We start from the raw sequence: 25,233 nt of genomic DNA on the forward strand, positions 1-25,233 counted from the left end.
CCTTTGTCATGTCTTAGAGCCTGCGGTATAACCAGACGGCAGCAATCATGCCGAGCAGACTGAGCAGGCAAAAGTTAAGTTCAAGGTTAATGTCATAACGAATAATGTCAAAATCAGCTGAAGGCGACCACTTGATCGGTGTAGTAGACGTCAGAAACGACAGAGCCTTGACCGGTTGAAGCGCCTTGGCAAGCCATGTTCCCGTCAGCCACCCCAGCAGCAAAAACAAGATGAGCATTCCTTTATTTTTCTTCATGCATCCTCTTCCCTCGCCATTTTTTGACACCCTAATTATTATACGGTGAATCGATAAGCAATACAAACAGAAATCCGGCATGGGGAACTATTTCCAGTTCCAAGCCGGATTTGACGTAAATTTGAATTTATAGGCCATCCAGGAGTTTCTTTTGGCCCATGACATAGTTCATCATGCCTGTTTGGATCTCCCACAAATGCCCCTTGGATTGATTTTTGTTGTATTCGGAGAGCGCGGTGATTGAACTGTTCATCGACTGCTCCATGGCCGGCAGCGCGGCCCCGGTCTCCGGACCCAAGCCTGCGGCCAGCTGCTTGACCGATTGGATCCATTGCTGATGCAGATTCGTGATGGTATTCATATGCTCCGACGTCGCCGCGCCGGGCTCCTGCATGCCCAGCAAGGAGGCCGATAGCTGGCTAAGCTCCGATACCAGCTCCCCGCTTATCGTAAAGTAGTTCGTCAGCGTCTGCTCCTCGCCAGCGAATGCCGCTGACTCTATGCCCGGCAGCGCAATCTCTCTTACGTATAATTCAACGCCTTCGGCCTTAAGCTGATTGCTGAGCAGCTTCGCCTGCTCACGGTCGGGCGAGATCCCCGCATACACGCGGTTCTCCTCGTCCAGATCGCCGCCTGCGGCAATACCGGATTGCTGCAGTTCCCCGATCGCCTGCGCTGCCCGTTCGGGCGTGCTGAACACGCCGTATTGAAGCAGATAAAAGTTTTGCCCCGGAATATGAACAGCCGATTCGGTCATATCAGGCGTCGGTGATGCCCCCGCTCCCCCGGATGGATCGGTCGGCGCTAAGTTCCCTGCATCACTGCTCTCGAGCTGCCCCGTTGCCGGGTTCTCGCCGGCGTCGCCGCCGTTAAACATGGACAGCACCATGTACCCGAACAGCAGGCCCGTGATGACGGCGGCGGTCACGGACACCGCCATCTTCCAGAAGGAGGTGGGTTTGCGTGAGCGATAATAACCGTAATCGCCGGCAGATGTCTCATATAGATCCGACTCGGGACCGAGATTCCAATGGGAGTCGTTCGCTTCGGGGGTCATTCTCCCGGAAAACGCATCATCATGGAGGTCGTAGAGTTCCTCGTGCACGTCGTGGTATGTATCCGAATGTTCAGGGGCATCGCCGTACGGCCAGCCGTTATCATGGTCCAGGCGCCGTCTTTCCTCAGCCAGCCGCGCCTTGGACCGATGATTGTGCGATGGTCTCCAGTCACGATCGTCCACGTCCCGGTTATCCCACTCCTCCCGGAGCGGCGGGACGACGCGCAAATGATCCTGCTGAACGCTCCTCTGAGGTTCGTATGAAGTATCCGTATCGGTAAACCGATTTGCTGCCGCCGTGTCATATTCGTCAAAGACGGAATGGTGGTCGTAGACCCGGGGGTTGCTGCCCGCTGGAACGCTTTGGTTCGTATCGTGTTCCTCCCGAGCCTGGTCCTTGTTCCTGCCCTTCGGCGGTTCATGATCGAAACGAATCGTCATCCGTGCTTTATTCATATCCACACACCTCACTTGTCCTTCTACACCTAGCTATATGATCAAGCTTGGCAACTTATGAGTATGCGAAAAAACAAAAGGGCTGACCAAGAAATGATCTTGATCAGCCCTTCGTATCGTTATCGATGCTGGCTTTGCCCCCTCACAAGAGGCCAAGCCCATGCAATCCCCTGCTGCAGCGAAGCAGCAAAGAACGCAGGCAGGCAACCTTTATTTCTTGCCCTTAATGAACTCCGCCAAAGCCGCTCCGACCTTCCAGATGTCGCCCGCTCCCATCGTGAGAACCAGGTCGCCTTCTTTTACGCGACCTTTGAGATCGTTCAGGACATCTTCCTTGGTAGGCAAATAGCGGGCACCGGCATTGCTGTTCTGAACGATCAGCTCCACCAGCTTACCCGAGCTGATGCCCTCGATCTGCTTCTCGCCGGCAGGGGAGTAAATATCGGTGATGATCACCTCATCCGCTTCCCCGAACGCGCGGCTAAACGCATCCAGCAGGAAGAAGGTTCTCGAATACCGCTGCGGCTGGAATACAGCAATGATCCGTTTGCCCGTAGCTTTAGCGGCACTGATCGTCGCCTCGATCTCGGTCGGATGATGCGCATAGTCGTCAATCACCAGAATGCCTTCAGCTTCGCCAAGCACCTGGAAGCGGCGCTTAGCCCCGTTGAACTTGACGATGGCCTCTACAATCGCCTCGAACGAGATGCCGCTCTTCAAGCAGCATATCACCGTGGCCATGGCGTTATAGACATTATGTTTGCCCGGTACGGACAACTCGACGGTGCCCAGCTCCATGCCGTTATGAAGCATCGTGAAGCTGACGTGACGGTCGCCCAGCACCAGATTGGTTGCCGTATACTCCGCATCCGCATGAATGCCGTATGTGGTCACATTGCATTTCAGGTCAGGCAAAATCGCCTGAATGTTGTTATCGTCGGCGCAAACCACGGCCGTACCGTCAGCCTTGATCTGGCTGAGGAATTGCACGTAGGCGGCCTTGAGACGATTGAAATCCCCTTCGTAATTCTCCAGGTGATCGGCTTCGATATTCAGAACGACGCCGAGCCATGGATGGTATTGCAGGAATGAACCGTCGCTCTCGTCGGCTTCGGCCACCACATGCTCGCCTTCACCCGCTTTGGCGTTCGTGCCCACGTTCATAATTTCCCCGCCGATGATAAATGTCGGATCGACTCCGCATTCTTCCATCACGAGCGCAATCATGGATGAAGTGGTTGTCTTGCCATGCGCTCCCGCTACGGCCACGCCTTTGCGTTCGTTCAAAAGACGTGCCAGCATCTGCGCACGGTGAAGGACAGGAATGTTCAGCTTCTCTGCCTCGACACGCTCCACGTTGTCTTTAGACAATGCCGTGGAGTACACCACAAGGTCCGCGCCTTGGACTTGCTCGGCGGTATGTCCAATGTATATTTTGGCGCCCTTGGCCGCCAGCTTTTCTGTCAATTCTTGCGATGCCACGTCAGAACCCGTGACTTTATAACCCATCTCCAGCATCACTCGCGCTATGGCGCTCATCCCGTAGCCGCCAATTCCTATAAAATGAACATGTTCTGATGTATTCAACAGATATCACCAACCTTTTTCAGAATCGGAAAGGCCCAGGAGGTTGGAACGCACGTCGGCAATCAGGTACAACGTGCCCGACACCACCCCAAGATCCTCCGCTTCCGTCCGTGACTTCAACTCTTCAAGTGCGTTTTTCCAATTTGGTTCTATGATGATTTGCAGTGTATGTTTGGCGTATTTCTCCCTTACCTGCTCTACGATGTCACCAAGCGCCTTGGCGTCCAGTTTCTTCCGGAAATCCGGTTCAGTCAGGATAAGCGTATCCACTATTGGCAGTATATGCTGCAAATATGATTCATGATGCTTATTTGCCAGCATTCCCATCATTAAGTTCAGTTTCCGATACTTATAGATCTGCGGCAAGCTTTTGGCCAAGGATTCAGCCCCTTCGGGGTTGTGCGCGCCATCGAGAACAATCCGAGGGGAGGTCTGCACTTGCTCCAGTCTTCCCGCCCAGAACGTATCCTTAAACCCGGCACGCAGTTCTTCTTCATCCACGATAAAAGCCATGTACTGGCGAAGCACCTCCAGCGTCATCATGGCAACCGCGGCATTGGCGCATTGATGCTCGCCCTGCATCGAAATATCCAGATCCATATCCCGGAACGGTCCCTTAAAACGGAAAGTCTGGCTTTCTTCGTCCCCGCGCAGCCGTTCATAAGAGAATTGTTCGTCTACGAGGTACAGACTTGTACGGTTTTTGGCGGCCGTTTCTTTCAGAATTTCGACAGCCTCAGGCTGAGTGACCGTGCTCACTACGGGCACTCCGGGCTTGATGATGCCGGCCTTCTCCATGGCGATCTCCTGAATGGTATCGCCCAGAACGTCGGTATGGTCCATGCCGATGTTCGTGATCACCGAAATGATGGGATGAACGATATTGGTCACGTCAAGACGACCGCCGAGTCCGGTCTCCCATACCACCACGTCCGGATAAGACACCTCGCCGTAATACAGGATAGCAAGGGCCGTGGACACCTCAAACATCGTGGGCGATCCAAGCCCGGAGCCCGCAACTTCGGCAACAAGCGGCTCTAGGCGATTCGCGAGTTCCAGCAGCGTCTCTTCTGGTATGTCTTCGCCGTTATACTGAAACCGATTGGTAAACTTCGTAATATAGGGGGACGTGTAGGTGCCTACCGTGAATCCCCCTTGAAGCAGAACCTTTGTTAAAAAAGCGCATGTGGAGCCTTTTCCGTTCGTTCCGGCCACGTGTATAAATTTTAATCGACGCTCCGGATGGCCGAGCAGCTCCATTAATCGCTGAATTCTATCCATGCCAGGGCGGATCCCAAACGGAATCAGCCCATTGATCCAAGCTACCGCTTCCTCATAGGTATGGAACGGAGCTGCCGCTACCGCTGCCGATTGATCAACCATCGTTCTCACCTTCTGGTCCAGATTCATCTTGCCCATTAGCCTCTCAATTCTTCGATGCGCGCAATCACTTTGCTGCGTTTGTCCGAGTAATCCGCGAGTTTCGCCCGTTCTTCCTCAATCACCTTCTCGGGTGCTTTCGAGACAAAACCAGGATTGTTCAGCTTCTTCTCCACACGCTCGACTTCGCTGTTCAAGTGCTGAATTTCCTTCTCCAGACGCGTGATCTCCTGAGCGATATCAATCAGTCCGGCAAGCGGCAGATACATCTCAACACCTGTCACCACGGCGGTCATCGCTTTATCCGGCGCCTCAAGCGCAAGGGAGGACTCATACTCCGACGTGTTGCAGAAGCGACGAATATAATCGGAATTGCGATCGATAATGCCGGCAATTTGCCCGCTTACCGGTTTCAATTGCAGTTCTACTTTTTTGCTCATCGGCACGTTCACTTCCGCCCGGATGTTGCGTACGGCACGGATCACATCCATCAGCAGGTTCATTTCGGTAACAGCTTCCGTATTCTCAAACGCCTCATCATAGGTCGGCCAAGAAGCCAGCATGACGGTCTCGCCTTCATGCGGCAAATGCTGCCAGATCTCTTCGGAGATGAACGGCATGAACGGGTGAATCAAGCGCATCGTGCGGTCCAGCACATAGGCAAGCACCGACTGCGTCTTTTTCTTGGCTGCTTGATCCTCGCCATACAGGGACAGCTTGGCAAATTCGATATACCAGTCACACAGATCATCCCAGATGAAATTGTAGAGCAGTCGACCGGTTTCGCCAAATTCGTAGGCATCAATTAGACGCGTAATGTCGCGGGAAGTTTCGTTCAAACGGTGCAAAATCCACCGGTCCGCGGTTCCCAGCTCTCCGGAAATGTCGATATCCGCCGCCGTGAAGCCCTCCAGATTCATGAGCGCAAACCGCGACGCATTCCAGATTTTGTTAGCGAAGTTACGCGCTTGCTCCACGCGTTCCCAGCGGAATCGAAGATCCTGACCCGGCGTGCTGCCGGTCGATATCATATAACGCATAGCGTCTGCGCCATACTGTTCAATAACCTCGAGCGGGTCAATGCCGTTGCCCAGCGACTTGGACATCTTGCGGCCTTCGCTATCCCGAACCAGGCCATGGATCAGCGTGTCCTTAAACGGCATTTGCCCTGTAAATTCAAGTCCTTGGAAAATCATCCGCGACACCCAGAACGGGATGATGTCGTAACCCGTTACGAGAACGCTGGTCGGATAATAACGTTTGAAATCCTCGCTGTCCTGGTCCGGCCAGCCCATGGTCGAGAACGGCCAGAGCGCGGAGCTGAACCAGGTATCCAGCACATCCTCGTCCTGTCTCAGATCATCCTTGCCCAGCTTCGCGCGGGCTTCCTCTTCATTCATGGCAACAACCACTTCGCCCGTGGATTCGGAATACCACGCCGGGATCCGGTGACCCCACCACAATTGACGGGAGATGCACCAATCGCGTACATTCTCCATCCAGTGCAGATAGGTTCGCTCGAATCGGTCAGGCACGAAGTTCACGCCCTTGCCGGATTTTTGCGCATCCACGGCTGCTTCCGCAAGCGGCTGCATCTTAACGAACCACTGCGTCGACAGGTAAGGCTCGACCACCGCGCCGGATCTTTCGCTATGGCCAACCTGATGGACATGGTCTTCGATGCGAAGCAATACGCCCGATTCCTTCATGTCGCTGACGATCTGCTTGCGGCATTCTGCACGGTCAAGGCCCTCGTATTTGCCGGCAAACTCATTCATCGTTCCGGATTCATCCATTACGGTAATTTGCGGCAGGTCATGTCTCAGCCCCATCTCGAAGTCGTTCGGATCATGCGCCGGCGTAATCTTAACCGCACCGCTGCCGAAGTCCTTCTCCACGTACTCATCGGCAATAACCGGAATCTCGCGGCCCACGATAGGCAGCACCAATGTCTTGCCGATCATGTCTTTATAGCGCTCGTCTTCCGGATGAACGGCGACCGCCGTATCGCCGAGCATGGTCTCCGGACGGGTGGTTGCCACGGTAATGGAGCCGCTGCCGTCCTTCAGCGGATATTGCAGGTGATACAAATGGCCGTTGACCTCTTTGTACTCCACTTCAATATCGGACAAAGCCGTGCGGGCAGCCGGGTCCCAGTTGATGATGCGTTTGCCGCGGTAGATGAGCCCTTTATCGTAAAGCTTGACGAATACTTCCCGTACGGCTTCGGACAATCCCTCGTCGAGCGTGAAACGTTCTCTGGAGTAATCGAGGGACAGGCCGATCTTGGACCACTGATCACGGATCGTGTTTGCGTACAGGTCCTTCCATTCCCACACCTTCTCCAGGAATTTCTCGCGTCCCAGATCGTAACGGGTAACGCCTTCTTCGCGAAGCTTCTGCTCTACCTTGGTTTGCGTGGCGATGCCCGCATGGTCGGAACCGGGGAGCCACAGCGCATCGTAGCCCTGCATCCGCTTCACGCGAATCAGGATGTCCTGCAGCGTAAAGTCAAGCGCATGGCCGATATGGAGCATGCCCGTAACGTTAGGAGGAGGAATAACAATCGTGTAAGGCTCCGCGTCCGGTCGCTTGCCGGCTTCAAAAAAGCCGCCTTCCTTCCAGTACGGATACCATTTTTGTTCGGCTGCCTTCGGATCATACGTCGTCGGCATTTCTAACTGGGATGGGTTTTGTCTTTGATCCATATTTTCGTACCTCCGATACTGTTAATCAGTTTTGCCAACCCGAAACGTTTTAGCCTCTGGGCGTGTTCGTGGGTATCATAGTTGGCGTGAAACAAAAAAAGCCCTTCGTCCTCAAAGGACGAAAGACTGTTCTCTCGCGGTACCACCTTTGTTTCGTGCTTACATGGTTCAGCAACCGTTGTCCTCCCATGAAGAACATGAAAGGCTTTCAGTCAAGCACGACACTTTACGCAGATAACGGCTGCGGCCGGCGAACTCTAACCAGGGTAGCAATCGATCCCTACTCTATCTCAAGTCCGCAACTCCGGGGCGACTTCGGCAAGCTGGTTCCTGCGGAATCTCACAGCGCTTGATAGCAATTCCGCTCTCTGAAGGCCATACCTTCCTACTCTTCCCGTTCAACGTTGTTCTAGCTTTTGGAATACCTGTACATATACTATTCAAATATAACGTGGTTGTTCCATATAGTCAATATTTCGAGTGTTTCCGAACGATTTAGACATCATACCTGCCGATTCAAATAAATCCTTGTTCGCTGTAACATACAATCCAAGCTCGCTCGGCTTCCTCTCCTCCAACCGATTCCCCATAGCACAAAAAACAGGCCAAGGCTGCCTGCCTTGGCCTGCTTCATTCTTGCCCATCACGACATCCCGATTACTGTGGAATATACAATACCTGGCCTTCTTCCACATTCTGCTCGGACATGCGGTTATACAACAACAGCTCTCGCGGCGTCAGCTGATAGCGCTCGGCAATAACGTCGAGAGTCTCCTCACGCTGAACAATGCACATCCGAACCTTGCGGAACGGCGTTTCCTCGCGGCGGTTGCCTAGGAACAGACTCTTCCATTCCACATCCTCGGCCGAAACGGAATCCACGGATTCATCAATGGCCTCTTCCTCGTCCCGGGCAGCTTGATCCTGATCCTGAACCGTTCTGCTCGATTGAAGCAATGAGGAGAAGCCTACGCCCGAAGCGGTGTTGGCGGTGCTGTTCTTCGCGTTGAAGGCAACCTTCAGCTCCGGTTTGGACGGAGCCTCTTCGGCTTGAACGGAAACCTCCTCCTCTATCTCCTCCAAGGGCTCGGCTTCCTCTTCAAAAACAGGCTGGGCTTCCTCCGTTTCCGGGGAATCCAATACCGGCAGGGCTTGAGCCTCTTCGCCTTTGCGCTCAGTAACGCCCGGGAAATCGGCTGCCGGTTCTTCCTGCTGCGGCTCCGGCTGGGCCGCAGCCCGTTCGAACTGCCATACACTCGGAGTCGACGGCTCAGCTGACTGAAATTCCGTCTCGTTATGTAAGGCATATTCGACCGTATCCTGGGCTTCAGGGGTACCGGAGATGCTTACCGTTCGGTCCGAGTCCTGCGTATCCTGAATTTGATTCTCGTATTCCGCCCAAGATGCCAGATACTGCTGCGTGCGTGCATCCGCCTCGGACTCTTGGACTCTAGGCTGAGCCTCGTTGAAATAAGAAGGCGAAGGCGTATTCGCTTCAGCGTTGGCTCCACCGCCTTGATACGGTTCATACGGGTTGGCTGCGAACTGCTGCTCTACGCCTGCATACATATCATTCGCTTCAGGAGCATGTACCACTGTGAATTCCTCATTGGCCCATACTTGGTCACGAGCTCCCGGAGCGGCAGCCTGGATTCCTTTGAGCGATAAAACCCCCGTTATGTTCAAGCTGCGCTTGGATAACAGATCCACGTCAAAATTCTCGATCTCGACCGCGATGTCATCCAATGACAATACCCGGTTCAGCGGGACCGTGATCTCGACCGGAATCCAATGTTCGAGCGGCTCGCTCTCTCCTGCTTCGGTATCCCCTTTATACAGGCCTGCTAGAAGCAAATGGCCCCGAAGCGTGGCCTGGTCCTGCTGGCTGATCACCTGAATGTGCGGGATCAACTCCGCCTCTTCCAATTCTTCGATTCCCGGCAAATCTTCCGTCAAATTAATACGCTCGTAAATATCGAACCGCAATCCGTAGGACTGGTCAAACACGGGAATGTCCTCCTTTTTGGCATATACTATCCGTGATCTGTCATCACGGCATGAGCCTAAGTTTTGCCACTCAATTTATCTATATGCCGAAAACAGGAGAGCATGACTTTTTTGCGAATTGCGCTTGGAAAGTTACCGGGCGTTCAGGGCCGCTGCAGCATCCCCTATCGGTTCGCTCCCTCTATGATTCGCTCTCGTAACTCCATCATATCCTGAGGCCACGGCGCCGGCACCTCAATGCTCTCGCCCGTAAAAGGATGACGGAACAACAGGCGTTCGCCATGCAGCGCTTGGCGTGCAAACGTCCCTGGTCCTCCGTACAAAACATCCCCCAGAAGCGGATGTCCCATATGGCTTAGATGGACCCGGATCTGATGCGTTCGGCCGGTTTCAAGGCGGATGTGCAGCAGACTGGCTTTCGGATACGCTTCGGCTGAGAGAATATGCGTGATCGCGGCCTGCCCCGTTAATGAAACCCTCCGGCGGCTTGCGTGATAGCGGTCCTTGCCGATTGGCAGATCAATTCGCTTCAGCTCCTGCGATACCCTTCCTTGAACGATAGCCACATACATTCGAACGATCTTCTTCTCGCGCATGGCCTCGTCAAGTTTCAGCTGCGCATATTCGTTCTTGGCATACAGCACGGGCCCCGTCGTATCTTTATCCAGCCGATGGATGTGACGGACTGCTGCGTGAATCCCCTCTGCTTCGTAATAGGCGGCCACGACATGATTCAGCGTTGTCTCCCGGCTTTCGTTGTCCGGATGGACCGCCAAACCGGCCGGTTTGTTCACGACCAGGCAGAAATCGTCCTCGTACAACACCTGAAGCTCCTGCCACTTCGGTTCGATGCCGTATTCCCGATAAGGAAAAAGGACCAGCCGAAGCCGGTCCCCTCTCCATTGTATCCCCTGCTCATGATGAAGCTTGCGATACAGCTTCTCGGGCATACCGACCGTTTCCAGAAGCCACTTGGCGGCGGCCTCGTCCCGATCCGGCTGGCCCAACAGCGCCTTGCCGGGCGTCATCTCGAGCCATTCGCCGCGCTTACTCCAGCTGCCCCCGTAGCTCATAGGCTTTTGAAGGCGTTGTAATTGGCTTCGATGGTAGCATCGATATCTTCTACCGTATGGGCCGCCGAGATGAACATGCCCTCGAATTGGGAAGGAGGCACGCTGACTCCCTCTTGCACCATCGCCGCAAAATAGCGGCGGAAACGGTCCAGGTCACTCGTCTTGGCCGTATCGAAATTCACGACCGGCGAATTCGTGAAGAATGGGCAGACCATGGAGCCGATCCGGTTGATCGTAAGCGGGATGCCGAATTCCTTGGCGCTCTGCTCGAATCCTGCCTGAAGGCGGGCCCCCCGTTCCTCCAGCTGCTCATAAACGGCAGGCGTCAACAGCTTCAGGGTGGTGTATCCGGCTGCCATGGCCAGCGGATTTCCGCTTAACGTTCCCGCCTGGTAGATCGGTCCTGCCGGAGCGATCTGATCCATCAGCTCACGCTTGCCTCCATATGCGCCGACCGGCAGCCCGCCGCCGATCACCTTGCCCAGGCATGTCAAGTCAGGCGTAACGCCGTAACGTCCCTGAGCGCAGTTGAGGTCCACCCGGAACCCGGTCATTACCTCGTCAAAAATAAGGATGCTCCCATAATCGGAAGTGACCTTGCGGAGGCCTTCCAGGAATCCAGGCTGCGGCGGAACCACGCCCATATTCCCTGCCACGGGCTCAACGATGACGGCCGCGATCTCTTCGCCGAAACGCTCGAAGGCAAGCTGTACCGATTCCAGGTCGTTATAAGGAACCGCAATAGTGTTGGACGCCACGCTTTCAGGCACGCCCGGGCTGTCAGGCAGGCCTAGCGTCGCGATGCCGGATCCCGCCTTGATCAGAAGGCTGTCCGCGTGACCGTGGTAGGAGCCCTCGAATTTGATGATTTTGCTGCGTCCGGTATAACCACGCGCCAAACGGATGGCACTCATGGTGGCTTCCGTACCGGAATTCACCATTCGCACCACCTCGATCGACGGCACGCGCTCGCACACGAGCTTCGCCATCTTCGTTTCGAGCAGGGTTGGTGCGCCGAAGCTGGTCCCTTTGGCAGTAGTCTCCTGAAGCGCTTCAACGACTTCAGGGTGAGCGTGGCCCATAATCAGCGGTCCCCAGGAACCTACATAATCGATAAAGCTGTTGCCGTCGATGTCGTATACCCAGCTGCCTTCTCCGCGATCGATATAAATCGGCGTGAGTCCTACAGATTTAAATGCACGTACCGGACTGTTGACGCCGCCCGGGATATATAACTTCGCTTCTTCGAAAGCAGAACGCGACAACTCTTCTTTTCGCAAATCTTGGCTCATTCTATGCACTCCTAACTCTTTAGTCGTTAATCGTTGCTAGCCGCGCATCCAGCGTGCCGCATCCTTCGAGAAATACGTAATGATAATGTCCGCACCGGCACGCTTCATCCCCGTCAGCAGCTCCATCACGATCGCCTGCTCACTGATCCATCCCTGCTGAGCCGCCGCTTTAATCATGGAATATTCCCCACTTACGTTGTAAGCGACGATCGGCAGATCAAACTGGTCTCTCAGCAATCGGACAACGTCAAGATAGGCCATTGCCGGTTTCACCATCAGCATATCGGCACCTTCGAGCACGTCCGTCTCCGCTTCGCGAAGCGCCTCTCTCACATTGGCCGGATCCATCTGATAGGTTTTGCGGTCGCCGAACTGTGGAGCAGAATCGGCAGCCTCACGGAAGGGTCCGTAAAAAGCCGAAGCATACTTAACCGAATACGACATGATCGGCACATTATAAAATCCGGCTTCATCGAGTCCGGAACGAATGGCTTGGACAAAGCCGTCCATCATGTTGGATGGTGCGATGATATCGGCTCCCGCTTTCGCCTGGGAGACCGCCGTGCGAACGAGCAGCTCCAGCGACTCGTCGTTTAATACGTCGCCGCAGGTGTGACCGTCACGCTCGAAGGTATGGACCATGCCGCAGTGGCCGTGGTCAGTGAATTCGCACAGACACGTGTCCGCAATGACCAGAAGATCGGGATACCACGACTTAATGAGGCGGGTGGCCTCTTGAACGATTCCGTCATCCGCGAAACCGGACGTGCCTACACTGTCTTTTGTCTCAGGAATCCCGAACAGGAGCACGGCCGGAATGCCTAGATTTACGATTTCGTCCACTTCTTCCTTCAAGGTATCCAGCGAAAAATGATATACGCCCGGCATCGAGGAAATTTCGGATTTCACACCGCTGCCATAGGTAACGAAGATCGGCTGAACCAGATCCTCCGTATGAAGCACGGTCTCCCGGACCATGCTGCGAATGCCAGCATTTTGACGCAGCCGGCGATGGCGTACGATTGGAAAACTCATGACGTTGTACCTCCATAAGATGTAATTTAAATCATGTATTTAAAAGATAAGGATATTATGGCGTCGTTATACGGCGTGGATCGCTCTCGTTCCAAACACACAAGGCCTTGACCAGACTGTCGACCGTCGCTTCTTCGGCGAGGAGCGATACGTGCAGTCCGGCTTCCTCCGCGGTTTGCGCGGTCAGCGGTCCGATGCAAGCAATCGTCGATTCCTTCAGTAGATCGGCAGGCTCTGCCACGCCCATCCCCTTCAGCACTTTCAGCAGATTGGTAACCGTAGAAGAACTGGTGAACGTAACCGCATGAATGCCGCCGTCTTGAAGCAGCTTCAGCAGCTCATCATCGTCCTCGCCGCACAGCATGTTCTCGTATATCACGGCTTCCGTCACATGCAGTCCCATTTCCATAAGCTTCTCCGGCAGCCATCGGCGCGCGAGATCGCCGCGAGGCAGCAGCACGCGCTGGCCCGGCTGAAGCTCCGGACCGTAAGCATCGATCAGGCCCTCCGCCTGGTAACGCTCCTTGATCACTTCGGCGGTTATACCGAAATTCCCAAGAGCATCGGCTGTTGCGGGACCTACCGCGACGATGCGCGCCGAGGCCAAGGAGCGAATATCGCGTCCATGCTCCTTCAGGTGGCGGAAGAAAAACTCGACGCCGTTTACGCTGGTGAAGAACACCCAATCATACGTACCCAGCTTGTCCAGTGCTTCTTGAATCCCGGCAAGCACCTCGCCCTTCGAGGGCGTCACCGTTTCAATGACGGGAAACTCATAAGGCTCCCCGCCAAGCTCCTCGATTTGGGATACCAATGAACTGGCTTGGCTTCGAGCCCTCGTGACCAGAATCCTTTTGCCAAACAGGGGCAGCCGTTCCGCCCACTTCAAGTGCTCCCGCTGAAGCACCACCTCGCCAACGACGATGACGGCAGGCGGCTGAAAATCCGCTGCCTTGACCTTGTCCTCGATGTCTCCCAGCGTTCCCGTCAGCGTATCCTGCTCCGCCCGGGTTCCCCATCTTATTAGAGCCACGGGCGTTTCCGGAGGCCTTCCATGCTTCATCAGCTGACGGCTGATATAACCGATCTTCGCCACGCCCATCATAAAAATCAAAGTCCCCGTCGCATGGGTCACCTTATCCCATTGAATCATGCGATCCAGCTTCTCAGGGCTTTCATGTCCTGTAATGATGGATAAGGATGAGGCATGATCGCGATGTGTCACCGGAATTCCTGCGTAAGCCGGCACGCTGATCGCCGAGGTGATCCCCGGGACGATCTCATACATGATGCCATGACGATATAGCAGCTCCGCTTCTTCGCCGACTCTTCCGAAAATCGTGGGATCGCCGCCCTTTAACCGGACCACCGTCTTGCCTTCCAAAGCATAATCCACCAGCAGTTGATTGATCTGTTCCTGTTTCATCGTATGCCGATCCGGAAGCTTGCCCACATAGACCTTCTCTGCTCCAGGTTTCATCCAGCGCAGCAGCCGAGGACTGGCTAATCGGTCATACACCACGACATCCGCTTTTTCAATGCATTCCTTGCCTTTGATCGTTATCAGGCGCGCATCGCCCGGACCTGCTCCCACGAGATAAACCTTGCCTGCCATCCCCTCAACCCCTAACTTGTGCCAGTATCTTCTCCGCTCCTTTAGCTTTCAGCTTTGCAGCCACTTCCACTCCGAGCGCTTCAGGGTCGGTTCCTTCGGCGCTTTCCTTCAAGACGATTTCGCCGTCAGGAGAACCTACCATTCCCGTTAATTGTATAACGTTTTGTTCGCCGCGGGAATCTCCTGCCTCCACATTCTTCATGACGGCGTAAGCCCCGATCGGGACCTGGCATCCGCCGTTCAGCTCGCTTAGAAACTTGCGTTCCGCGGCGACGGTCCGCGCGGTTACTTCATCGTTATAAAGAGATAGCAGATGCAGCAGCTCTTCATCGTTTTCACGGCACTCAATGCCGAGCGCGCCTTGGCCTACGGCTGGCAGACTGACTTCAACCGGCAGGTACGACGTGATCCGATCCTCCCAGCCCATGCGCTGCAAGCCGGCAGTTGCCAGAATGATGGCTTGAAACTCGCCTTCCTCCATTTTACGAATCCGGGAATCGATGTTTCCCCTGATCCAATCGATCTGCAGATCAGGCCGATAGGCCTTGAGCTGGCTGGACCGGCGCAGACTGCTTGTCCCTACCTTGGCACCTTGAGGAAGGTCATCCAGCGTTGTCCCTTCTTTGGAGATCAGGCAGTCGCGAGGATCTTTTCTTGCGGGCACCGCCCCGGAAACCAGTCCTTCAGGCAGAACGGAAGGCATGTCCTTCATGCTGTGAACCGCCATGTCAATTTCTCCGTCCAACATGGCCTGCTCGATTTCTTTGACAAACAATCCTTTGCCGCCTACTTTGGAAAGGGTAACATCCAGTATGCGGTCGCCCTTGGTGACGATTTTCTTAACCGCGAAGTCATATTCCAATCCGTGCTCCTTGGCCAAACGCTTCAAATCCTCGATAACCTGTCCAGTCTGTGTCAGTGCCAGAGCACTTTGCCTACTGCCAACTACGATTGTGCGCATCCTTCATTCCTCCTGATTCTTCTCAATCCATTGCTTGATTTCGTCCGGACTCCACGGCACATAACCTCCGCGGCGAATCTCCCCGAGCATGTCCATGCGGTATGCCTTTTGCAACAGCCGCCTGCGCGCGTCGGCGGACTTCACCTCATCCTTGATCATCGAACGCATCCTATATAAAAAATCCAGATAATCCTCATACTCCGGTCCGAACCGTTCTTCGAGCTCATCGCGTATATCGCGTGCGGCCATCGGCCCTGCTCCCGACGTGGACACGGCCAGCAGAAGCCTTCCCCGCCGCAGCACCGTCGGATTGATAAACGTACCGGCCTCGCCATCGCTGGCTACGTTAACCAGCACCCCAAGGCGATCGGCGTCCTCGGCTATCTTCAGGTTCAGCTTGGCGTCATCCGTTGCCGCATGGACCATAAACGCGCCTGCCGGATCGTCTGGCCGGTACTTCCGTTCCGTCCATTGAAGGGCCTTCTCTCCCGCCAAATGCCGGAGCGTCTCGCTTCTTAGTACAGGACTTACAATATGTACGCTTGCCCCGGCGTTCAGCAGGTTGAGCGCTTTGCGTTCCGCCACCTTGCCTCCGCCGACGATCAAGCATAAACGTCCCCTGCAATTCAGCAGGACGGGCACATAATGGTCATGCGTCATCAGTCGTCACACTCCTGACCAACTGTGGAAAGCGGACCACGTATTCAGAAAAAAATTCAATATAATGAATCCATACCCGATTAAAGCCCATATGGCGGCCTCCCTGCCGGACCTTCTCCACAGTCGGCGTTTGATGAAATACACCATATACATCGCTAGCGCCGTCAGCGTAGACAATACTTTGATATCCAAAAACAGGGTCCACCGCCCGGCCATGGCCACCGACATGACGGCCAAGACAAGCGACATGACCAGAATAATCGTACCGGCCATCAGCGCTTTATAAGAATACACATCCAGCTTCTCCAGACTCGGCAGCCTGCGGACCGTATCATTCCATTGCTTGTGCTTCAGCTTCCGATGGAGAAACATATAGATCGCCGCAAACACGGCCCCGACGGTCAAAGCGGCGAAGCTGATGCTCGCCAGGGCGATATGAATCAGCAAGAGACGGTGCTCCGTCTCCCAGCTGTACAATGCATTATCTCCTGCCGTGAACCACAAACGATTGACCAGCATCACGCAAAAACCGACGAGGTTGATGAGCAGGACGGCAAATTCCGAGCGTTTCATATACGCCAGGGCAATCGAAGTGATCGAAATGCAAAAGGCCAGCAGGAACAGGAAATCAAACAGCGTAAATACCGGGAAGTGGAAATGTCCGCCCTCCATGGCCCTGATGCCGATGCCCGCGAATTGCAGCAGCGCGGTAATGACAAGAAGCCCTGTGCCTATCCGCTTCGCCACCGAATTGCGTGAAATGCAATCCGAGATATAAAACAGAAGGCTCAGGGCATAGATACAAATGCCGGTGATATAAATTATGTTTAACAGCATGGGTTATACTCACCCTCCTCAAAGGGTGGCTGGGGCCAGAGACACCTTAAGCGGCTTCTCTTCTGCCTGCTGATCTACAGCATTCTTCGTCCGTCCAGCTTTAACGGGTGCAGTTGCTTTCTTGTTGCGGCCGCGGGCTTCCTGCTCATTCTCATGGATCAAGCTTTCCAGCGCAAAGATTTGTGAAAAATAATCCAATGCCTCGCCACCCTGCTTGCCGCCCGTCATCTCCTTGATCCGGTTGATCGGATCGTGCATCATCTGGTTGACGATGCTCTTGGTCAAACGACGGATGACTTTCCGTTGGCGTTCGTCCAGCTCTGGCAGCTTGTTGAACAAGCTTTCCATCGTTTCTTCATGAATAGCGTTCGATTTCTCCTGCAAGGCCCGAATCGCCGGTCTGACACCTAGCGTCTTCAGCCATGTATGGAATGCATCCATTTCTTCTTGAATCATCACTTCGATCTTCGCTGCCTCCACCCGGCGCATTTCCAGATTGGTTTCCACAATGCCTTCCAAATCATCGATATCGTACAGGAATACGTTGGAGAGTTCCCCGACCGCCGGATCAATGTCCCGCGGAACCGCGATATCAATCATGAACAACGGGCGGGACTGGCGTTTCTTCATGCTCTCTTTAACCCGCTCCGCATTCAGAACATATTCATTCGAGCCTGTGGAGCTAATCACAATGTCGACTTCATTCAACAAATTCTTAGCTTCGGCGATGGTGCACGGCGTACCTTTGAACTTGCTAGCCAGTTCCTCGGCACGGCCAAGCGTGCGGTTGGCCACGATCACTTCGGCCGCGCCATTGGCATAAAGATGCTTCACGGTAAGCTCGCTCATCTTGCCTGCACCGAGTATCATCACTTTTTTATCGTTAAATGCGCCAAAAATCCGTTTACCCAGTTCCACCGCAGCATAGCTAACCGAAACCGCACTCTCTCCGATCGAAGTTTCCGAATGCGCCCGCTTGCCGAGCGTAACAGCCTGCTTGAATAACATGTTGAACCAGGTTCCGGTGGCATCATGCTTCTGCGACGTCAAAAAAGCATTGCGCACCTGTCCCAGGATCTGCGTCTCTCCAATGACCATGGAATCCAAACCGCAGGTAACCTTAAACAGATGGGAAATGGCTTGTTCATCTTCATATATATAGAGGTGCTGCGTAAATTCTTCACGATTAATGCCGAACCACTGTTCCATAAAACTGCGGATAAAGTAGCCGCACATATGAAGGCGGTCTACCACAACATAAATCTCAGTACGGTTGCAGGTAGCGACAATGACGCCCTCCAATACGCTCTTGGTCGAATTAAGCTGCTCTAACGCCTTAGGCATGTCTTCTTCCGAGAATGTAAAGCGTTCTCTGACTTCCACGGGCGCCGTGCGATAGTTCAACCCAACAACGACGATGTGCATTGCATGTTCACCTGCCTATTTCTCCGAGTAGTTTTGCCGTTCACAACGGACTGCCTTGACCCTGTTCATTATATCACAGTATGCTGGGCAGCCTTGTCTATTTTATGAAATGTTTATGAAATCCCCATACTTCTTCATGCCATTCTTGAACATTCCTTCCTCTAGATCGCACCTTACTATTGTGGATATAGAACACCTCAGATATACGTATTATTTTCTACGAAATCTCATTTCAGAGAACGACGGCATGGAATGTTCATGAAACTTCCCATCTTCACAAAATAAATAACCATGGAAATATCCATGGTTATCAGAATACGCATTTTTTAAAGGCTGGATTAAACGAGCTCAGCCTGTTTCACCTCGGGCGTTTCCACGGTCATTTCGCCGAGTCCGCGCACGAGTTTCTTAGCATAGCATTTTTCAGGTTTCAAAGTGGATACCAGATAGTCAATAGCCAACTGCGGATCTACTGTCTCCCCGCAGGTATAACAGTCAATCGCAGCAAAACCTCTCTCAGGGTATGTGTGAATCGAGAGATGGCTTTCCGACAGCAACACCAGCACAGTCGCACCTTGTGGTTCAAACTGCTTGGATTGGACGGACAATACCGTTGCTCCACATGCTTCAGCGGCTTCCACCATCTGAGCTTGTAAAAATTCTGCACTGTTCAGTAGTTCAAAATCGACTCCCCAAGTATCAACAGCAACGTGTCTTCCGAAAGTTGAGTATTCCATCTTCCGGTTTCCCCCTTCCTAGGAATAAAATGTTTGAAAATTTCATCCGCTAGGACCTACGTCATTCACTTCCCGAGGGAATAATCTCTCGCAACATTACATGTCCTGAGTGAATCCTGGTTCCTATTTTCTTTTCAACGAGATTAAAAATAACATCTATGACGCTTAAATGCAACACCTTTTTCGAAAATAACCCATAAATATTTTACAGCTCAATATATGTGCGTTTGAACCACTTGGTGTCTCCGGCCCATGAAATAAATATCACCCGTTCTATGTTACATAAACATGCATGAAACCGAATTTTTAACGATAAATACACATAAAAAAGCCGCCCCTTGCGGGGCAGCCCTCCCTAAGCTTCAAGCACGAACAGGCGCTGATTAAACCGTCGCAGCCTTTCGTCTATCGTCTTCGTAATCAGTTTATCATTCCCTGCTGCAATCCGCTGGTCCAGAAGCACGTTGATATGATGCTGGATGGATTCGATCTCTTTCTCTGCTTCATTGCTGTTAAAGAGACGCTGCAGCTCGCCTGCCGTATTCTTGTACTCATAAATGACAATGCTGTCGTTCCCGGCGACTTGCGTAATTCGATGCACCGTTCCCGCATGGTAGTCGTAGCTCATCGTAAAGCCGCGATAAATCCGATTCACTTTACCTGATCCCTTAAAAGCCGCAAACAGTTTGCGTACGGCATTCGTCAGATGGGGAGTAACCAATCGGCATGACAGCTCACAGACGTACAAGCCATTCTTGCGTTCAAAGGGCAAATGAACTTCTTCCCCGCTTTCATCTTCGAGCACGAACTCCTGCTCTCCGCTATCCATGACTTTTACCCGGTTAGTGACCCGGAAAGCTTGGGTATATTGCAGAAATTGATCCATTTGAATATCCGTCATTTGCATTGTGGCATTAACATATTCTGTGGCTAACCGCTGAGCCATAAAAATCTCCCTCAATTCTTTTAACTTACTACCATTATACAGCAGATCCAAGCGGTCTTTCCTGCCGTTCGAATGAGAATATCCATCATATTTCATAAAAAAACGGAATTAGCCGGAATCAGAGCGATATTTCCCCCAAGATGCTCACTTTCCTGTAAAGAATGCACCGATTCCCTATAACACCCTTGAAAAAACATCAGAAACCTATCCGGATCAGACTTGCTCGCTGCTTTCATTCTCCGAACCCGGGTGCGGCTCTTCCTCATGATTCTTCGTGCCCATATGGGACTCCATAATGGCCCATAACTCATCTTTACCCAAACCCAGCTCGGATGAAAACATGACAAAGGAATGATAGGGCTTGAAACCGAGCGTTTCCTTCACGATCTTCACATGCTTCTGGCGGCGCGTTTTCGGAATTTTATCCGCCTTGGTCGCGACTACGCACACCGGCCGGTTGTAATGCTGCAGCCATTCATACATGCTGATGTCGTCCTTTGACGGCGGGTGGCGCATGTCCACAACCAGCAAAACAAGCTTCAGTTCTTCCCGGCTCAGCAAATACCTCTCAATCATTTCGCCAAATGCCGCACGTTGGGTCTTCGATACTTTAGCATAACCGTAACCGGGAAAATCGACCAAATACAGGTCGTCGTTCACCCGATAATAGTTGAGCTGCTGTGTCTTCCCCGGCGTGGCGCTTGTACGAGCCAGGTTCTTACGGGATATCATACGGTTAATCAGCGATGACTTGCCCACATTGGAACGCCCTGCCAGAGCAATCTCCGGCAAGGCGTCTTCAGGATATTGGGCAGGTACGACAGCGCTGATGACAAACTCGGCTTTCGTAACTTTCATAATGTAGACTTTCCTCTCTAGTGCACTCCCGCTTGTTCAACGAGCGCATGCTCCAGAACCTGATCCATATGGGATACCGGAACGAACTCCACGTCGTTCTTTACGCTGTCAGGAATATCACGCAGGTCGCGTTCGTTATCCTTAGGGAGCAATATTTTTTTGTAACCGGCACGGTGAGCTGCCAGCGACTTCTCTTTCAAGCCGCCAATCGGCAGTACGCGTCCACGAAGTGTAATTTCACCCGTCATGGCCACGTCACGGGCTACATGCCGTTTGGTTAAAGATGAGATAAGAGCCGTCGCAATCGTAATGCCGGCTGAAGGGCCATCCTTCGGTATGGCTCCCTCCGGGATATGGATATGGACATCAAGCTTCTCATGGAAATCCGGATCAATGCCAAGCTCTACCGCTTTCGAGCGGGTAAAACTGAAGGCGGCTTGAGCCGATTCCTTCATCACGTCACCAAGCTTGCCCGTCAGCGTCAGCTTGCCGGTACCAGGCACCACGGTTACCTCAATGGTCAGCGTTTCGCCGCCCACTTCCGTCCATGCGAGCCCCGTAACCGTACCCACTTGATCTTCAAGCTCGGCCATGCCATAACGGAACTTCGGAATGCCGAGATAATCCTTGATATCGGCAGCCTTGATCTCGATGGATTCCGATTGCTGGGTCACGATCTGCTTGGCGGCTTTGCGGCACAGCGCCGCCACTTGCTGCTCTAGATTCCGCACGCCGGATTCGCGGGTATATTCCCGGATCACCTTCATCAGCGCTTCCTCATCCAGAATCAGCTGCTCAGGCTCAAGCCCATGCTCGCTCTTCTGCTTGGGCAGCAAGTAACGGTTGGCGATTTGGAGCTTCTCCAGCTCCGTATACCCCGGAATGTTCAGCACTTCCATCCGGTCCAGGAGCGGTCTTGGAATGTTATGAAGCACGTTCGCCGTCGTGACAAACATAACGTTGGACAGATCAAAAGGAATTTCCACGAAATGATCGCTGAACGTATTGTTCTGCTCTGGATCGAGCACTTCAAGCAGTGCGGATGACGGGTCCCCGCGGAAATCGGATGCCATCTTGTCGATTTCATCCAGCAGGAACACGGGATTCATCGAGCCTGCTGTTTTCATGCCTTGAATGATACGGCCCGGCATAGCTCCGACATAAGTGCGCCGGTGACCGCGAATTTCCGCCTCATCCCTTACCCCGCCTAACGAGACGCGAACGAACTTGCGCTCCAGGGAACGGGCGATGGACCGGGCAAGCGATGTTTTACCGACGCCCGGAGGGCCGACCAGGCACAAAATAGGCCCCTTCATCTTCTTCACCAGCTTCTGGACCGCCAAATATTCCAACACGCGTTCTTTCGGCTTCTCGAGACCGTAATGATCCTCGTCCAGTACTTGCTCCGCTTTGACGATGTCCAGATCATCCTCGGTTTTGTTCGTCCACGGCAGCGCCAGCAGCCAATCCACATAGTTCCGGATAACGCCGCCTTCCGCAGAGCTCGCCGGCATTTTCTCGAGTCGGTCGATTTCCTTCTCTACCTTCTCCTGGACGCGTTCCGGCAGTTCAAGCTCCTGAAGCTGGCTTCGGAGTTCCTCTACTTCCCCGGCACGGCCTTCCTTGTCGCCAAGCTCTTTCTGGATGGCTTTCATCTGTTCGCGCAAATAGTATTCCTTCTGGGTCTTCTCCATTTGCTTCTTGACCCGCTGGTTGATCTTGCGCTCCAGCTCCAGCACTTCGCGCTCGTTATTCAGTATATCTAGAAGTTTCTCGAGCCGTTTGCGAACATCGATTGTTTCGAGAATTTCTTGCTTATCCTTGATCTTCAGCGACAAATGACTCGTAATGACGTCCGCCAGCCGTCCCGGCTCATCGATATCGGAAACGGCTGCCAGTGTCTCAGGCGTCACTTTCTTCGACAAATTGATATAATTCTCAAACTGAGACAGTACGGTTCGCATTAATGCGGAGACTTCAGGATCATGGTTCTCTTCTTCGGGAAGCTCCCGAGCGATGACCTCGTAATATTCCTCTTGATCCGTATATTCAATAACTTCCGCTCGTTCCATACCCTCCACTAGCACACGTATGGTACCGTTTGGAAGCTTAAGCATCTGGCGTACATTCGCAACTGTGCCAATCCGAAAAATATCATCCTGCGTCGGTTCTTCAATGTTCACTTCCGATTGAGAACATAGGAGAATCAAATTGTCTTCAACCATCGCCTTTTCTAAAGCCTTTACCGATTTCTCCCGGCCTACGTCCAAGTGAAGCACCATGCTTGGATAGACCAGGAGCCCTCTTAAAGGCAGTAAAGGAAAACGACGACCTTTGGATTTACTGGGTCCCATCGCTTTCGCACCTCCAATGGCTCTCAATGTTGACACTATTCCTATTTTATCAAATCTGCGTATAAAAAACCAACTATACGAGGCTTAACATCCTCCGGCATCCGTTATTTTTCCGTTGCGCGGAGGCGTGGCCTGCAGCAATGAAGCGGAAGAGGATGGAAATACCTCGTTTCCGGGAAGCTGTATCACCTCAGGAGCAAACGTACCGCCAAAGATATGCCCGAAAACTTCATCCACCGATTCCACCGGAATCACCCGCAACCCCCCGCTCAAATCCTGGAACAAGGTCTGCCAATTGTCCTTAGGGATGATCACGCGGGTCGCGCCTGCCTGGAATGCCGCCTCCACCTTGGCGATGACTCCGCCAATCGGCTTCACTTTTCCATGGATGCTTATCTCGCCGGTCATCGCTACCTTGTTATCGACTTCAACCCCTTTGATGGCCGACACGATGGCCGTGGCCATCGCAATGCCGGCGGAAGGGCCGTCGATCGGCGTTCCTCCGGGAAAATTGATATGCAGGTCATAGTTTTTGGGCGTAAAGCCCATTGAGCCCAGCACGGTCAGCACATTCTCGATCGAGCCTTTGGCCATGCTCTTGCGGCGCAGCTTGCGCGAGCCTCCGCCAAATTCCTCTTCATCCACTACCCCGGTGATATTGTAGGTACCCCGGCCCTCCTCGACAGGAACCGCAGATACTTCAATTTCTAGCAGAGCCCCCATATTCGGGCCATATACGGCCAATCCGTTAACTACCCCAATCTGCGGCTTCTCCGGTATTTTCCGGTCGGGCCTTGGCTGCAGCTGGCTGCTGCTGGCCACCCATTCCACATCCGCCGCGCGCAGGCCATCTCGCTTCTCGGTCAATGCCAGACCGGCCGCCAATTGAATCATATTGACCGCTTCCCGGCCGTTGGAGCAGTACTGCTTCACGACTTCTACCGCTTCCGGCGGAGCGTTCAGGCCAATCTTCTGAATGGCATCTTCCGCAATCTTACCGATCTCTTCAGGCAGAAGCGGACGGAAAAAAATCTCCATGCAGCGCGAGCGAAGTGCAGGAGCAATCTCTTCCGGCGAACGTGTCGTAGCACCTACCAGGCGGAAGTCAGCCGGAAGCCCATTTTGAAAAATATCATGAATATAAGCGGGCGTATTGGCATCCTCTGAATTATAATATGCGCTTTCCAGCAGCACCTTGCGGTCCTCCAGCACTTTTAAAAGCTTATTCATCTGGATTGGATGCAATTCCCCAATTTCGTCAATAAACAGGATTCCCCCATGGGCCTTGGTCACCGCGCCCGGCTTCGGCTGAGGGATGCCTGCCACCCCCATGGCACCGGCGCCTTGGTAAATCGGATCATGAACAGAACCGATGAGCGGATCGGCGATTCCACGTTCATCGAAACGTGCCGTCGTTGCGTCGATCTCCGTGAATTTCGCGTCATATTTAAACGGCGATTGCGGGTTCTTCTTGGCTTCCTCCATCACTACGCGGGCAGCAGCGGTCTTACCGACCCCCGGAGGACCGTATACGATGACATGCTGAGGATTCGCGCTGCATAGCGCGGCTTTTAAAGCGCGCAAGCCGTCCTTTTGCCCCACAATGTCATCCATGGTTTGCGGCCTTGTTTTCTCGGCGAGCGGTTTCGTTAACGATACCGACCGGAGTTTGCGGAGTTTATCGAGCTCCTTCCGCGATTCCCGATCCACCGCTGTTTTGCTTGTCTTCTGTCCGCGCAATAAATTCCAAAAATAAATGCCGATGATGACTGCAAAAAACAGCTGCACCAGCATAATCACGATACTTAAATTCACAAGTCATTCCTCCTGTACTCCATTATGTCTTCATCCAAACGTTAATACATGGTAGTATTGCCGATTCCTCGGATGGTAAAACGCTGGAGGCGGAACAAATTGTAAAAGAGGGGATGATTGAATCAGGTTGCTTTGACGAAGCCGTAAATTGAAATGGACTATGCTATGAGACGC

19 protein-coding genes and 1 other annotated feature are annotated in these 25,233 nt (G+C 53.2%); all 19 genes read right to left on the reverse strand.

Annotation, left to right across the window (positions count from 1 at the left end; genetic code table 11):
* Positions 1-13: 13 nt before the first annotated feature.
* Positions 14-256 (reverse strand): DUF4321 domain-containing protein, encoded by a 243-nt coding sequence (locus tag BMX45_RS15505; RefSeq protein WP_090910440.1) that lies wholly within the window; start codon positions 254-256, stop codon positions 14-16.
* Between the two features lie 127 nt (positions 257-383).
* A complete protein-coding gene (locus BMX45_RS15510) occupies positions 384-1,769 on the reverse strand; it encodes an SPOR domain-containing protein (RefSeq protein WP_090910441.1) in 1,386 nt (461 codons plus the stop codon).
* Positions 1,770-1,979: 210 nt separating this feature from the next.
* Positions 1,980-3,356: a UDP-N-acetylmuramate--L-alanine ligase gene (murC, locus tag BMX45_RS15515; RefSeq protein ID WP_036662695.1), complete on the reverse strand. Its 1,377-nt coding sequence runs from the start codon at positions 3,354-3,356 to the stop codon at positions 1,980-1,982.
* A 6-nt stretch (positions 3,357-3,362) separates the two neighbouring features.
* Positions 3,363-4,739, reverse strand: coding sequence for a bifunctional folylpolyglutamate synthase/dihydrofolate synthase (locus BMX45_RS15520; protein WP_175495130.1), 1,377 nt, complete (start codon positions 4,737-4,739; stop codon positions 3,363-3,365).
* Positions 4,740-4,774: 35 nt separating this feature from the next.
* The gene (locus BMX45_RS15525; protein ID WP_090910442.1) at positions 4,775-7,444 is read right to left on the reverse strand and encodes a valine--tRNA ligase; all 2,670 of its coding nucleotides are present in this window, start codon (positions 7,442-7,444) and stop codon (positions 4,775-4,777) included.
* 111 nt (positions 7,445-7,555) lie between these two features.
* Positions 7,556-7,855, reverse strand: a binding site (T-box leader).
* 246 nt (positions 7,856-8,101) lie between these two features.
* Positions 8,102-9,451: a LysM peptidoglycan-binding domain-containing protein gene (locus tag BMX45_RS15535; protein ID WP_090910444.1), complete on the reverse strand. Its 1,350-nt coding sequence runs from the start codon at positions 9,449-9,451 to the stop codon at positions 8,102-8,104.
* Positions 9,452-9,615: 164 nt separating this feature from the next.
* Positions 9,616-10,524, reverse strand: coding sequence for an RluA family pseudouridine synthase (locus BMX45_RS15540; RefSeq protein ID WP_090910445.1), 909 nt, complete (start codon positions 10,522-10,524; stop codon positions 9,616-9,618).
* Positions 10,521-11,816 (reverse strand): glutamate-1-semialdehyde 2,1-aminomutase, encoded by a 1,296-nt coding sequence (gene hemL / locus BMX45_RS15545; protein ID WP_090910446.1) that lies wholly within the window; start codon positions 11,814-11,816, stop codon positions 10,521-10,523. Before hemL ends, BMX45_RS15540 begins: the two co-directional genes overlap by 4 nt.
* Positions 11,817-11,852: 36 nt before the next feature.
* Positions 11,853-12,851: a porphobilinogen synthase gene (hemB, locus tag BMX45_RS15550; protein WP_090910447.1), complete on the reverse strand. Its 999-nt coding sequence runs from the start codon at positions 12,849-12,851 to the stop codon at positions 11,853-11,855.
* Between the two features lie 55 nt (positions 12,852-12,906).
* The gene (cobA, locus tag BMX45_RS15555; RefSeq protein WP_090910448.1) at positions 12,907-14,466 is read right to left on the reverse strand and encodes a uroporphyrinogen-III C-methyltransferase; all 1,560 of its coding nucleotides are present in this window, start codon (positions 14,464-14,466) and stop codon (positions 12,907-12,909) included.
* A gap of 4 nt (positions 14,467-14,470) precedes the next feature.
* On the reverse strand, positions 14,471-15,427 hold the full coding sequence (gene hemC, locus BMX45_RS15560; protein ID WP_090910449.1) for a hydroxymethylbilane synthase: 957 nt from the start codon (positions 15,425-15,427) through the stop codon (positions 14,471-14,473).
* 3 nt (positions 15,428-15,430) lie between these two features.
* Positions 15,431-16,087, reverse strand: a complete 657-nt coding sequence (locus tag BMX45_RS15565; protein ID WP_090910450.1) for a precorrin-2 dehydrogenase/sirohydrochlorin ferrochelatase family protein — start codon at positions 16,085-16,087, stop codon at positions 15,431-15,433.
* 6 nt (positions 16,088-16,093) lie between these two features.
* Positions 16,094-16,924, reverse strand: a complete 831-nt coding sequence (gene ccsA / locus BMX45_RS15570) for a cytochrome c biogenesis protein CcsA (protein WP_009594011.1) — start codon at positions 16,922-16,924, stop codon at positions 16,094-16,096.
* An 18-nt stretch (positions 16,925-16,942) separates the two neighbouring features.
* Entirely contained in the window at positions 16,943-18,349 is a 1,407-nt protein-coding gene (gene hemA, locus BMX45_RS15575; protein ID WP_090910451.1) for a glutamyl-tRNA reductase, read from the reverse strand.
* A 338-nt stretch (positions 18,350-18,687) separates the two neighbouring features.
* Positions 18,688-19,086 carry an adenosylmethionine decarboxylase gene (gene speD, locus BMX45_RS15580; RefSeq protein ID WP_090910452.1) on the reverse strand — a complete coding sequence of 133 codons (399 nt, stop codon included), beginning with the start codon at positions 19,084-19,086 and terminating at the stop codon, positions 18,688-18,690.
* Between the two features lie 355 nt (positions 19,087-19,441).
* Positions 19,442-20,032: a hypothetical protein gene (locus tag BMX45_RS15585; RefSeq protein WP_015734002.1), complete on the reverse strand. Its 591-nt coding sequence runs from the start codon at positions 20,030-20,032 to the stop codon at positions 19,442-19,444.
* A 213-nt stretch (positions 20,033-20,245) separates the two neighbouring features.
* Positions 20,246-20,890: a ribosome biogenesis GTP-binding protein YihA/YsxC gene (gene yihA / locus BMX45_RS15590; RefSeq protein WP_090910453.1), complete on the reverse strand. Its 645-nt coding sequence runs from the start codon at positions 20,888-20,890 to the stop codon at positions 20,246-20,248.
* A gap of 17 nt (positions 20,891-20,907) precedes the next feature.
* The gene (lon, locus tag BMX45_RS15595; RefSeq protein WP_090910454.1) at positions 20,908-23,244 is read right to left on the reverse strand and encodes an endopeptidase La; all 2,337 of its coding nucleotides are present in this window, start codon (positions 23,242-23,244) and stop codon (positions 20,908-20,910) included.
* An 84-nt stretch (positions 23,245-23,328) separates the two neighbouring features.
* A complete protein-coding gene (gene lonB / locus BMX45_RS15600) occupies positions 23,329-25,059 on the reverse strand; it encodes an ATP-dependent protease LonB (RefSeq protein WP_090910455.1) in 1,731 nt (576 codons plus the stop codon).
* Positions 25,060-25,233 lie beyond the last annotated feature (174 nt).

Source organism: Paenibacillus sp. cl141a (assembly GCF_900109305.1).
In the GTDB taxonomy this organism is placed as follows: Bacteria; Bacillota; Bacilli; order Paenibacillales; family Paenibacillaceae; genus Paenibacillus_AQ; species Paenibacillus_AQ lautus_A.